General features: G+C 69.2%; 13 protein-coding genes and 1 pseudogene. 5 read left to right on the top strand and 9 right to left on the bottom strand.

The genetic code is table 11. The features are described from left to right. Positions 1-133 (top strand): annotated as a pseudogene (locus E1258_RS23645) (IS5/IS1182 family transposase); the annotation flags it as partial. A 39-nt stretch (positions 134-172) separates the two neighbouring features. Here E1258_RS23645 and E1258_RS23640 read toward each other — a convergent pair. The 6 genes from E1258_RS23640 to E1258_RS23615 form a co-directional block, all read right to left on the bottom strand. Then, positions 173-2,320 carry an MMPL family transporter gene (locus E1258_RS23640; protein WP_243715643.1) on the bottom strand — a complete coding sequence of 716 codons (2,148 nt, stop codon included), beginning with the start codon at positions 2,318-2,320 and terminating at the stop codon, positions 173-175. Positions 2,321-2,617: 297 nt separating this feature from the next. Next, a complete protein-coding gene (locus E1258_RS23635) occupies positions 2,618-2,887 on the bottom strand; it encodes a hypothetical protein (protein ID WP_132404987.1) in 270 nt (89 codons plus the stop codon). Continuing rightward, entirely contained in the window at positions 2,884-3,237 is a 354-nt protein-coding gene (locus E1258_RS23630; protein ID WP_132404985.1) for an ArsR family transcriptional regulator, read from the bottom strand. Before E1258_RS23630 ends, E1258_RS23635 begins: the two co-directional genes overlap by 4 nt. A gap of 150 nt (positions 3,238-3,387) precedes the next feature. Beyond that, a complete protein-coding gene (locus E1258_RS23625) occupies positions 3,388-3,792 on the bottom strand; it encodes a hypothetical protein (RefSeq protein WP_132404983.1) in 405 nt (134 codons plus the stop codon). After that, a complete protein-coding gene (locus tag E1258_RS23620; RefSeq protein ID WP_132404981.1) occupies positions 3,779-3,979 on the bottom strand; it encodes a hypothetical protein in 201 nt (66 codons plus the stop codon). Before E1258_RS23620 ends, E1258_RS23625 begins: the two co-directional genes overlap by 14 nt. Next, positions 3,937-4,269, bottom strand: a complete 333-nt coding sequence (locus E1258_RS23615; RefSeq protein ID WP_132404979.1) for a hypothetical protein — start codon at positions 4,267-4,269, stop codon at positions 3,937-3,939. Before E1258_RS23615 ends, E1258_RS23620 begins: the two co-directional genes overlap by 43 nt. Positions 4,270-4,353: 84 nt before the next feature. Here E1258_RS23615 and E1258_RS23610 point away from each other — a divergent pair, with 84 nt between their 5' ends. Continuing rightward, positions 4,354-4,701: a hypothetical protein gene (locus tag E1258_RS23610; protein WP_132404977.1), complete on the top strand. Its 348-nt coding sequence runs from the start codon at positions 4,354-4,356 to the stop codon at positions 4,699-4,701. A gap of 244 nt (positions 4,702-4,945) precedes the next feature. Continuing rightward, on the top strand, positions 4,946-5,968 hold the full coding sequence (locus E1258_RS23605) for a C40 family peptidase (RefSeq protein ID WP_132404975.1): 1,023 nt from the start codon (positions 4,946-4,948) through the stop codon (positions 5,966-5,968). Positions 5,969-6,236: 268 nt separating this feature from the next. Here E1258_RS23605 and E1258_RS23600 read toward each other — a convergent pair whose 3' ends face one another. Next, positions 6,237-7,436, bottom strand: a complete 1,200-nt coding sequence (locus E1258_RS23600; protein ID WP_132404973.1) for an FAD-dependent oxidoreductase — start codon at positions 7,434-7,436, stop codon at positions 6,237-6,239. Between the two features lie 94 nt (positions 7,437-7,530). On the opposite strand from E1258_RS23600, the gene E1258_RS23595 reads away from it, so the two are divergent. After that, a complete protein-coding gene (locus E1258_RS23595; RefSeq protein ID WP_132404971.1) occupies positions 7,531-8,202 on the top strand; it encodes a TetR/AcrR family transcriptional regulator in 672 nt (223 codons plus the stop codon). Positions 8,203-8,491: 289 nt separating this feature from the next. On the opposite strand, the gene E1258_RS23590 is transcribed toward E1258_RS23595, so the two are convergent. Next, on the bottom strand, positions 8,492-10,294 hold the full coding sequence (locus E1258_RS23590) for a hypothetical protein (RefSeq protein ID WP_243715642.1): 1,803 nt from the start codon (positions 10,292-10,294) through the stop codon (positions 8,492-8,494). 396 nt (positions 10,295-10,690) lie between these two features. Beyond that, a complete protein-coding gene (locus E1258_RS35120) occupies positions 10,691-11,245 on the bottom strand; it encodes a hypothetical protein (RefSeq protein ID WP_243715641.1) in 555 nt (184 codons plus the stop codon). Positions 11,246-11,413: 168 nt separating this feature from the next. Between E1258_RS35120 and E1258_RS23585 the strand changes: the two genes are divergently transcribed. After that, a partial coding sequence (locus E1258_RS23585) for an Hsp70 family protein (protein ID WP_165949881.1) occupies positions 11,414-12,425 on the top strand: 1,012 nt, incomplete at its 3' end.

Below are 12,425 nucleotides of genomic sequence, written 5' to 3'. Positions count from 1 at the left end.
GCACCACCGCCGACTCGTGCGCGACTACGAAGCCCGACCCGACAACTCCGCCAGCATGATCACCATCGCCATGATCGACAACCTCGCCAAACGGCTCACCACCGAAACCACCCCAACCTGGCGATACAACTAAACCCACATAGCTGACAAAATACGTGAATCAGACGTCCTCTTAGTGCGTGGGCTCCAGCGCAGCAGGCTGGGCAAGGTGCTCGTGATCGGGGCCTGCGGGCTTGGATGTTCCGGGGAATCGCTGCAGTGAGCGTGGCAGTGCCCAGGTGCGGGCTCCCAGCAGCGTCATGGCGGCGGGGAGGAGAACCCCGCGCACGATGGTGGCGTCGATGATGACGGCGACAGCCATGCCGACGCCGAGCATCTTGTACTCGATGGCGCTGAGGGTGATGAAGACGGTGAAGACGGCGGTCATGATGACTGCGGCGCTGGTGACGACGCCTGCGCTGCTGGCGATGCCACCGATGATCGCGTCGCGAGGGTTGGCGGTTGCGGTCCAGCGTTCGCGGATGCGGCTGAGGATGAAGATGTGGTAGTCCATGCTCAGGCCGAACAGCATCACGAACATGAACAACGGCAGCCAGCCGACCACCCCGCCGTAGGAGGTGAAACCGAGTACGGAGGTGAGGTGTCCGTCCTGGAACACCCAGGTCAGTACGCCGTAGGCGGCGCCGATTGACAGTAGGTTCAGCGCGATCGACACGACCGGGACGGCCAGGGACCGGAAGGCGATCACGAGCAGGAGGAACGCCAGGACGAGCACGAAGGCGAACACGAGCGGGGTCCGGTTGTTCAATACGGTCGCGAAATCGTAAGCGACAGCCGTTCGGCCGGTGACCGCGTACTCGATTCCCCCGACCTTGCCGAGGGTAGCGGGCAGGACATCCTCTCGCAGAGTGCGCAGGGCCTGGTTGGAGGTGGTATCAGTTCCCGACCCGGCCAGCGGGATCCGCATGACGAGTGCGCGGTCCACCTTGACCACTGCGAGGGGTTCGGCGAGCACGCCGCCGCTGCCGGTGATCTGCCGGCGCAGGTCGTCGATCGCGGTTCGCACCGTGGGGCTGTCAACGCCATCGCCGCTGGTGTTCCAGACCACGACCCGCGCCGGGCTGGCCGCGCCCGGGAACGCCTGCTGCATCCGGATGGCTGCGTCAACGGTGGCAACACTGCGCGGCAGGCTGTCGGTGACGGCGGCGTCCTGCAGCCGCATGCCGAACGCGGGCAGCGCCACCATGACCAGGGCCATCGCCGCCACGCCACCCCACAGCAACGGACGTCGGACGACGGCGTGCGCGACCGCGGACCACAGACGGGACTCGACTGCTGCGGTCCGGCGCCGGCTCAGCCACGGGATGCGGCCACTGTCGACCCGGCTACCGAGCAGGGCCAGCAGCGCCGGCAGCACGGTCACCGACCCGGTCATCGCCAGACCCACCACCAACACGGCGCCAACCGTCAGGCCCCGGAAGTTGTCCAGCCCGGTGAACAGCAGACCAGCCAGGCACAGCATCACGGTCAGGCCGGAGACCACCACGGCGTGCCCGGAGGTGCGGGCCGTGATCTGCAGCGCCTGGACGATGTCGCGTCCGGCGGCGCGTTCCTCCCGGGCCCGACGCAGATAGAACAGGGAGTAGTCGATGCCCACCGCCACGCCGATGAGCAGCACCATCGACGAGGTGGCGCTGTTGATCGGCACCCAGTGGGCAACGACCTGGAGCAGCCCGAACGTGCCCGCCACGGTAGTGAGCGCGAGTAGCAGCGGGATCCCGGCGGCGACCAGGGACCCGAATACCACCAGGAGAATCACCACGGTCAGCGGCAGCGAGATGAGCTCGGAGCGTTTGAAGTCGTCCTGGATTCCCTGGTCCACCGCGACCGTCAGGCTCCGGTCGCCCGCCTGCGCCATCCTGGCCTGCGGATGGCGGTCTGCCACCGCCTCAACCGCCCGGACGGCGGTGTCGTAGTTGGGTTTCACCTCGTCGAGGACGCCGGCGACCTGGAAGGTGACCAGGCCGGACTGGCCGTCCTTTGAGATCAGCGACTGCCCGCCGGGCTCCAGGGGCGAGCGGACGTCGGTGACCGCGCCGGTGCGCCGCAGCGAATCGGCGAGGTCCTCTACCGCCGTACGCAGTTGCGGATCGTCGCTCACCCGCTGGCCGCGGGGCTCACGGGCCTGGATCAGCACGCTCTCCAAGGCCGGCACGTAGCCGTCCTGTTGCCGCAGCACCGACTGTGCCCGACCGGACTCGCCTGGATCGGTGGAGCGTGCCTGCTCGCCCGGCAGCAGCGCGCTGGATAGCACTGCCACCGCCACCAGCGTGAACCAGCCGGCGATCGCCAATACACGGTGCCGCACCGACCAGCCGGCGACCCGCTCGATCACTGTCCCCCTGGCCCGGCTACCTAGATTGCTGAGGGGTCGTGACCCCGGTGGCCAGGTGGCGTCACCTCGGTGACCACCAGGCGATTTGCCTTTGCGCAGCATGAAATGCTGTCCTTTCACGAAGGAGCATGACGATCAGAACTCGCCCCGCGGGCGAGGTGGTGCTTCTTCTTCACCTGGGCCGTCGAGTTCCCGCTCGACGGCCCAGGGCCCGCTTGGGACCTACTCGACCTGCTTGAGGATCCGCTCGATCGATGCCAGCCGGGTCTGTACCTGCCCGACCTGCTCGTCGAGGACTGCCAGCCGGCGTTCAGTGGCCTCCTGGGTCTGCACGGCGGCCTCAGCGAGCTGGCGGTACTCCGCCTCGCGGGCCAGGGCCGCTTTCGCCCGCCAGGTCGAAGCCAACTGCACGATGGTCACCGAGATCACCGTGATGATCAGGGTGAACAGGCCGATGGCGCCGACGACTTCGGTCCAATCCTGTCCGCTCATGAACGCGACTCCTCCTCACCGTCTCGCCCCACCGCATCCGGGACGGTCAGCGTCTGTGCCGCGACCGCGATCACCTCTGGCGTGAGCGTGAACACGAACTGGTTTACCTCGTAGAACTTCATCGCTTTCCCGTCCTCGGACAGCTCCAGGTGCGCCGACACCAGACCAGCCGTCTCCAACTTCCGTAGATGGACCTGCAGCAGCGCCCTGCTGATGCCCAACTCGCGCGCCAGCCGGCTCACGTAGTTGCGCTCACGCACCAGCGCCGCGACGACCCGCAGCCGGTGCGGGCTGGCCAACGTGGCCAGCACCTGCACCAACTCGTCCCCGGTCGGAGCAGCCCTGCTCATAACCGAACCCTGCACATGCCAACAGAAGTTAGCACGTGCTGATCGTGGCTCGTAGTCCGAGCCTCGGGTGACCACCGCGGACCGGCGCGAGTTGTCCGGCGCGTTCAAAAGGACGAACGTTCGATGCTGCCTCGCCGCCGCGGCCAGCCCTCATGAAACGGGCATCAGGGGCGTTGGCCCGTTGCGCTCGCGCAGTCGGCTGACTTGCCTTCGCAGCGCGTCGCTTTCGACGGTGAGCACGTTGAGTGCGCGGGCCAGTGCGTCGGCGGCTCGCTTGTACTCGTCCCGCTCAGTACGCATGTTGTCGAGCCTGCGGCCCAGTTCGGCGTTCTGCTCGTGCAATGCCGTTTGGTTGGCGGCGAGGCCGTTGTGGGCCTTCACCCGGGCGTAGAAGCGGTCGCGTAGGTCGGTGTGCTTGTGGGTGAGAACGTGTCGTTTGACGCCCGCCTCGATGGCCAGGCAGACAACGGTGAGCTTGCCGTCAGAGCGCAGTGGTAGGCCGTCGAGGAGCCGGTTCATCGCTGCCTCGATCTCGGCGCGCTCATCCTTGCGCATCTGCTGGTCCCTTGGTGGTGCGGCTGCGGATGTGACGGTCGGCGATCTGTTCCAGCGCGGCGAGGCGTTGGGCGAGTCGGTCGCGGATCGGCTCGGGGGTGAGCGGGTTGGCGATCTCCGCCCGGAGCTGGTTGGTCTGGGTAGTCAGGTCGGTGATGTGCTGTCGGTGCGGGCGGTGTTGGCGCATGCCGGGTTGCATCGGTCCAGGCGAGGCTGCTCGCCGCCGTGCCCGGCGTGGTCGGGATGACACAGGGCCTTGGCGGGGTCGTAGGCGCAGGTCAAGAACGCCTGCGGGTTGTCGTGGACTTGCAGCCGCGGGTCGTTGAGCAGGGCACGGACCTGTCGCGGTGACAGGAACATGCCGTCGAACCGGGTGGCCGCGTCGCGGGCTGCGTCGAGCAGCCGCTGGGCGGCAGGGCCGGAGATGCCTTCACCGTGGTCGATCCGGTCGCCGATGCGGTGGAGGTAGTCGGCCATGGCGCGGGCGGTTTCGAGGTCCAGGACGCGGCGTAGTCCGTGGCGGGCGCGTCCGCTGTAGCCCTCGCTTGCTGTGGTGCGCAGGTGCGCGTATTGGATGGCCTGACGTACGGGCCACCGTGGCAGAGAAGCTGCGACTGTCGCTACCTCATCCACCACCACCTGCGGCGCACCACCTACAACGAACCCGACTGCGCCTGCACCATCACCTGCGCCACCCAACCCCTCACCCTGCTTGCCGACCGCTGGGACTGCGCGCGTTTCCTCGACCCCGCCGGCGGCCTCTGGCACGTACCCGCCATGGCCCACGGCACCTGGGACTGGAGCAACGCCGCAGAAACCGACACCCGCTCCGATTTCCACGACGTCGGCCGGCTCATCGAGCAGCTGCTCCGCCACGCCGACCAGGTGCTCGCCGCACCTCTCCCCTGAACCCACCACCACTCACCGTGGGCCGCCCGTTCGGGCGGCCCACGGCCCTTTCCGCGTTTCACGACCCGAAGAGACAGCGGTGTACCGCACCTACCTCAGCGGCTACTGATCGAAATCGCCGGCCTTCTTCGCGACGCCCATACCGCGCTGCTACCGCTCGTCCACCGCCTGCAGCCCGCGTCCGCTGTTCGCCTCGCCGGCCGCACAGATCGGCCTTCTTGCGTCCTTACCGAAGAGCCACCCCATGACCAGGATCCTCATCGGCGTCGTCACCGTCGTCATCGTCGCCTGCCTCGGACTGCCCATGCTTCTGCTGTCGTCCCTCCTCGGCGGCGGCTCCGGCGGCTGTGGCGTCGCCACCGCACCCGCCGCGCGCCCCAGCGGGCACCCACCCCGCAGCGTCAGCTGGGACACCGAACAACTGGAGATCGCCGCGACCATCATCGACATCGGCGTCGCCAAAGGCGTGCCCCGCTGGGGTTGGGTAGTCGCCGTCGCCACCGCCATACAAGAGTCCGGCTTGCGCAACCTGCCCCACCTCGGCAACCGCAACGACCACGACTCCATCGGGGTGTTCCAGCAACGCCCGAGCCAGGGCTGGGGCACCGTCACGCAACTCTCCGAGCCCGGCTACCAGGCGGGCAAGTTCTTCGACAAGCTCCTGAACGTGCCCGGCTGGGAGTCGATGCCACTCACCCAGGCCGCACAGGCGGTACAAGTCTCGGCATACCCCGACGCGTACGCAAAGTGGACCGACGACGCGACAAGCCTGGTGGAACAGCTGACCAGCACCCTCACCGACTGCCCCGCTGACGCGGTCGCCACCCTCCCGGACGGGCTCGCACTCCCCGCCGACACCCCACCCGCCGTCGCCACCGCAATCTTCTGGGCCATCGGCCAGCTCGGCACCCCGTTCCACTTCGGCGGATCCTGCACCGACCCGCACTCCGGAGACCCCGCCAAGCAGTGCGACTGCTCGTCCCTGATGCAGGCTGCCTACCAGGAAGCCGACATCCCGATCCCCCGCACCACGACCGACCAGGCCCACGCTGGGAAACCCGTAAGCAACCCGGCGCTTCTACTACCTGGCGACCTGATCTTCATCCCCGGCAGCCAAGGCAGCATCGACAACCCACGCCACGTCGGCATGTACCTCGGCGAAGAACTCATCATCCACGCCCCGAAGACCGGCGACATCGTGAAGATCACCAGGCTGAGCAATTGGCTGCACAAGATCGCCGCCATCCGCCGGCTCAGCGAGCCGTAGACCACTGGAAGCGGTCACGTCAACGCGGCGAATCCGCTGGAAGCCCCGTCTCATCCTGCGGTCGAGACCAGGTAGGGGCAATCCGCGACAAAGCGGTTCAGACATCGTCCGCATGACCTCGCCAGCAGTAGCAGCAAGATCGCGTTGTCAGCGGCAGATCCGGATGCCGCGAGAGCCCGAGACTGCGGGTAGCGGGTGCTACCGGCAGAGCCAGAATCCGTACCTGTCGTAGCGGATCACGTCTCCATCCGGCTGCCGGAATGGTGGGTCAGCGCATGTGTTCGGGGCGTACGCCGATGCCGGCCAGCCGGGCGGGGAGGGCTTGCAGTGCCGGGAACCGCTGCAGCAGGCGGATCGGTGCCGGGGCGTCGATCCGGCCGGTGGCGTGCAGCAGCGGGTCGACGATGCGCCGCTGCGCGGCGCGCTGGATGTTCTGCGTCACCACCGTCGGGAAGCGCCGGCGCTTCTGCACTGCGGCGAGATCCGCTTCGGTGACCGGCTGCCCGGCGGCGAGCGTCGGGCCCAGCATCCGGGCGGTGGCCGTGGCGTCCTGCACCGCCAGGTTGATGCCGACGCCACCGATCGGGGACATGGCGTGTGCGGCGTCGCCGATGAGCAGCGCGCCGGGCGCGTGCCACCGCTCCAGCCGGTTGACCTTCACCGTCAGCAGCTTGACGTCGTCCCAGGTGGCGAGCTCACCGACCCGGTCAGCGAGGACGGGGTGCCGCCGGGTCACCTGTTCCTGCAGCGCCTCCAGCCCGGCCGCGCGGATCTCGTCGTAGCCGCCCTTGGCGATGACGTATGCGCACTGGTAGTAGTCGCCGCGGTCGATGGCGAGCATCAGTCCGCCGGCGCCGATCCGCATCGCCAGGCCGTCGCCGTCGCCAGCGCGGCGCGAGATTCGGAACCACAGCACGTCCATGGGCGCGCCGTAGTCGACCGGCCGCAGCCCGAGTTCCCGGCGTACCACCGAATCGCGGCCGTCGCAGGCGACGGTGAGCGACGCCTCGATCTCCAGTTCGCCCTCCGGGCCAATGGCGCGCACGCCAGTGATGGCACCGGACGCGTCGCGGAGCAGGCCTGTCACGGTGGTGGAGCGAAGCAGCGTGAAGGTGGGGAACTTCGCCGCCTCGGTCGCGAGCATTTCCAGGAAGTCCCACTGGGGAACGAAGTACAGGTAGTTGTGCGGCGTCGGCAGGCGCGTGAAGTCGGCGACGGTGTAGGTGCCGTCGTCGAAGGTGGCGCGCAGTGAGCCGGCCTTGCGCCCGGGCAGCGCCGCCATCCGTTCGCCGAGACCGATCTCGTCGAGCATGGCCAGTGTGGAGGGATGGACCGTGTCGCCGCGGAAGTCCCGGAGGAAGTCGGCGTGCTTTTCCAGCACGGTGACCTTCACTCCCTGTCGGGCGAGCAGCAGCCCCAGGACGAGCCCTGCGGGCCCGCCGCCGACGATGCAGACGCTGGTATTCATGGATCCTCCCCTAATCGCAACTCGTGTTGCTTTTCTCAGTCTGGCATGATGAGGTGGCATAACGCAACAGGAAGTGCGTTAAAGGAGGTGTCCGATGTCTACCGGCCAACGACCGGGCGGGCGCAGCGCCCGTGTCCGGGCCGCGGTCTTCACAGCCGCCCGTGCCCTCCTCGTCGACGGGTACACCGGGCTGACCGTCGAACGGGTCGCCCAGGCGGCCGGCGTCAACAAGACGTCGGTCTACCGCCGGTGGACCGACCTGGAAGGCGTCCTCGGCGACCTGCTCAGCGAGTACGCCAGTGAGGTCGTCCCGATCCCGGACACCGGCGACCTCGACACCGACCTCGAAGAACTGGCGCTGCTGATCCGGCGCGGCATGACCGGCGAACCTGGCGAGCTGCTCACCGCCCTGGCCGCGGCCGTGCCCCACAACCCACGCGCCGCGCAGATCGTCCGCAGCTTCTTCGCCGAACGGTTCGGCCTGGCCGAGGCCGTCGTCAACCACGCCGTCGCCCGCGGCGAGCTGCCTCAGGACACCGATGCCCGGGCCGCGATCGAGGTCCTGGGCGCGCCCTTCTTCCTGCGGCTGCTCGTCGTCGACGAACCCATCGACGAGGAGTTCGCCCGACGTACCGCTGCGGCGGTCGCCGCAGCCCTGCGCTCCGGCGTCTTCAATCCGGCGCGAGAACCTCGTCCCGCCACGGGCGCCAATGCAGAGCCTCCCGCCAGCCGTCCCGGCCGGCAGCCCGGTCCTAGTCGGGGATGACCTTGCGGTATGCACGTCGACCACGAAGCGCCCAGTGACGTCCCAAAGCGGGCACGGTCAGACGTTTGGAGCGGCCCGCAGGGCGTGCCACTTTCGACAGAAGCGGATACGCGGAGGCATCTGGACCTTCCTGCGTCACGCACCCCCGGTGGGATCGCCCTCCAACGCAGCCAGGGCCATCGATCTTCGGCGGGCGGGGGGAGATCGCCGGACCGGCACGTGCTGTTGGCCAATGCCGCCTGTCCGACGCAGCGCCCTCTGCGTGGGTCGGTCGCGGTGTCGGTGATGCTCACATGTCAGCGGGATTGCTCCGGAGCTGGTTGGCGAGGGTGGTGGTGGCTTCCTGGGGTTCGGCGTCGAGGTCGGCCAGTGCTCTGGTCAGGGCGCGGAGGAGGATGCGGATGCCGTCGGTGTCGCCGAGGGCGTGGCGGGCGTGCATGGCGCGGGTGTAGAGGGCCTCGTTGTACCGGTCCAGCGCGATGGCCTTGTCGAGCAGGTCGGATGCCGCCTGTGGGTCCGTGCCGATGAGGTCGTCGGCGAGTAGCAGGTGGGCCTCGGTCGCCCAGCGGCGCACGGTTTCCCGGTGGGGTGGGAGCCGTTCGTAGTCTTGGCCGTCCGCCAGGGGTGCGGTGTAAAGGTCGCAGGCGGCGGTGAGCAGTTCGCGGCGGCGTGGGCCGGTGGCGATGGTGGCGGTGCGCATAAGGTCGCGCAGGGTCCAGACGTCGACATCGGCGGTGGTGGGGTCGAGCCGGTAGCGTCCGGCGCTCTTGACGATGTACGCGTTCTTCGCGTCGGGGGTGGCGGCGCGGGCGAGGACGTGTCGGAGGTTGCTGACGTTCGTGTGGACGCGTTGGTCGGCTTGGCTGATGCGGGCGTCGGGTTCGAGGTACTCGCCGATCTCGCGGGTGGTGACGCCGTCGGGGTGGCAGGCCAGGAACACGGCCAGCTCGAGGGCCTTGGCGCGCAGCGGTCGGCCGGGGTGGGTGATGTCGTCGATCCGTGGCGGTCCGAGGACCCACAGCCGTGCCCTGCCAGTGGCGTCGCTCTCGGCAGCTGGGGCTATCGGTTCGGGACGGTCGGGAGACGTGATCTCGGTTCGGCTGGCGTGCAGTGGAACCGTCGGGCCTGGGCCGACGGACGACGGAAGTGTGATGGGTTCGCCGGTATGGGCCTCGCGCAGCGTCGTGAGAATCCCGAGGGCGGTCTGGGTATCGAGTACAGGAAGGCGCGGTGCGATCGGCTCGGTCGCCGTCCCGGAGGCGTGTGTGGTGTGGCCGTCTGAGGTGACGTCGATGGTGGTGCCGTGTGTCCATGCGCCGAGCAGCACTGCGGACACGTTCAGGTTGCCGCCGAGGGTTAGCGCGGTCGTGGCCCGGGTGGAGGTGGCGGCGGACGGGGCCGTGGTGATCAACACGACCGGTGGCAGGGGTTCCTCGTCAGGGGTCTGTTGGCGTGGGGTGTCCAGGTCGGTCAGCGTGTGCTCGTCGAGGATACGGCTGTGGTGCAGGAGCTGGGCCTCGACTGCGGTGAGCGCGTCGTCGAGGTTGTCGGTGGTGTGCAGCCGTGGCCATGGTGCGAGGGCGATGGCGTCGGGGCCCAAAAGGGTAGCCAGGGTGGCGGTGTCGATGATGACTTCACCACGGGTATGGGGGTGGTGTGGGTTGCCGGTGGCCAGGGCCGCGACGAGAGCGGCGCGGGCTGCGGCGTGCGCGCCGTCGCCGACGATGCCGATTCCGCCGGTCGGTAGCGATGCGAGTTCGGGTACGAGCGTCGACGGCTCGTTGTCGTCGGCGTCCGGGTTCGGTGGCCCGGAGTGGCGGGCAGCCACGGCGCGGCGGACCTGCACCACGGGCGGCGGGAGTTCGGCAGGTGGATCGGCGTCGGGTTCACCGCTGTAGCGGCGCCGGCGCTGGAGCCAGACCAGTGTGGCGGCGGCACTGATCGCGACAGCGAGCGACCAGGGCAGCCAGTCGCCTCCCGGCAGATGCACTCCGTCCTGGTCGGTTGCGACCGCAGGGCTGTGGGTGTCGGGGTTGGTCGGCGTGACCGGCGACGAGGTGGGGTCGGCAGTCGTGGAGGATGTGGTCGGCATTGAGGCGGACGTACTCGCTGCGGCCGAGGGTGTGGCGCTGGGGACGGCTGCCGGTCCCTCGGTGGTCGGCGGTGCTGTGGTGGGGTCTGGCCTGTCCGGGTCGGCGCTCGGCGATGCCGATGGCGTCGTAGGTCGGGACGGCGTCGCCGGTGGCGGCTTGGGTGGTCTGGCGGGTATGGCGGTGTGTGGTGGGCGGGCGTCGGCGGGCAGGCGCAGTTCCCAGCCGGGGTAGATGAGGTCGCAGTCGCGCAGGGTGCCGCCGACGCCGGGAAAGTGGCGGTGCTTGTTCAGGCTGCAGATTTACGGCCAACGGTTGGCGTCGCCGAGCCAGTCTTTGGCGACCTTGGACAGGGTGTCGTGCCGCTCGACCGTGTACAGGTAGCGCTGCTCGGCGACCTAAATGATGGCGGGTCCACGGGCGGCGGCCTGCCGGGGAACATCGGCGTGCTCTGCGGCCGCGACGGGCGTGGACGGCGGGTCCGGGTTCGCCACGCGGCCGAGAGGGCCGGCGGGGGTAACGGCGAGCGCGGCAGTGCCGGCCAGGCCGAACACGAGCCGGTGCAACGGGGCCGGCAGCCTGAGCGCGGGAACGCGCCACCGGGTCAGCCCGGCGAGGATCTCGGCGAGCAGGAGCAGCGCGAAGACGCCCCACAGCAGCCACATCACCCAGAAGGCCGCGCCGATGAGGACGTCCGGGGTGAACCGTCCGCTGGACCGTTCGAACCAGTCCGGGATCTGCGACCACGCCGGTAGCCGTCGCACCGGGTTGCCGCCGACGAGCCACAACAGCGCCGGCACCCCCGCCAGGAAGAATCCGGCACCGATAACGGCGCGGGCGGCGCTGGTCAGGGAACGGGACAGCGACCTACGGCGTCGGGGCGGGTCGTGGGGAGGATGGACGGTGACCCGCGCACCGTATTCGGCCAGTCTGTCGCCTCGGTCCGGGGACATCTGCGGCACCTGCCCCTCCCTGCGGCTGATCGTCAATCTCTTCCCATACACGAGGATCAGCGTCTCCGACCATCCCAGCCGGAAGGATTCTCACCATTCGCGCACCGGGGATCACGGGCGAGTATCACGGTTGACAATGCCTCGCCACCACGGGCGAGACTGCCTCTCATGGTCAACGGGGACGCCAGGTTGTCGATCGACCTCAGCTCCTCGGCCATCGCCGCCACGGTCAGCCGGCAGGGCACCCGGGTTCCCATCCTCATCGACGGTCGACTCGTCATGCCGCCGGGCGTCGCCATCGGCCCCGCCGGTGACCTCTACGTCGGTGTCGACGCCACCGCCGCACGGTCGCTGCCCGCAGACCACCGGTTCGTCAACCACCCGGCCGACCACCTCGCCAGTCCTTCCCAGGCTCCCGATCCGGCACGACCCGGCCCCGTGGATGTCCTCGCTGCGGTCATGCGGCACGTCGGCAACCACGCCGCCCACCAGGTCGGCCAACCGATCACCGACCTCACCGTGACCATCCCCCCGGCCTGGGGACCACGCCGCCGCGCACACGTCAGCGATGCAGCGGCCCGAGCAGGACTACCACCGCCGGCCCTGGTCACCGCACCCGCCGCCCTGGCCGCCTACACCACGACACTCGGCCCCACCACGCCCGAGAACGCCTGCGTACTCGTCTGCCAGGCCGACCACCATCCGCCCACCCTCACCGTCCTGCAGACGGTCAGCGACGGCTACCGCGAGCTGGCAACACAGCAACTCCACGGTTCACACAACCTCGACGACCTCATCGCGCGACACGTCGTCGCCACCGTGACCGCCGGCCACGACCCGCTCCGAGCAAACGTCGACCACACCGACACGATCGCAGCGGAGGAGCACGGCGCTCTCCTGGAGTCCATCCGCACCGCCCGGCACCAACTCGGCCAGCAGGAGCGGGCGCCGGTCATGCTCCCCACACCCCACCAGCCGGTGGTCATCAACCGCGACGACATAACCACCGCCGCCCAGCCCTTCCTCGACCAGGTGCCCGACGCCGTCGGCCACCTCCTCGACGCGGCTGACGTCGGCACCGAACACCTCGCCGCTGTCATCGTGAGGCCGGCTCCCGGCGTACCCGCACTGACCGACCGCCTCACCGCCGCGACCCGCGTCACCCCCACCGTCGTCGACC

Source organism: Micromonospora sp. KC207, from assembly GCF_004348615.1.
Taxonomy (GTDB): domain Bacteria; phylum Actinomycetota; class Actinomycetes; order Mycobacteriales; family Micromonosporaceae; genus Micromonospora.
Note: the sequence above shows the minus strand (reverse complement) of the source record. Positions and strands in the feature narration are given on the sequence as shown.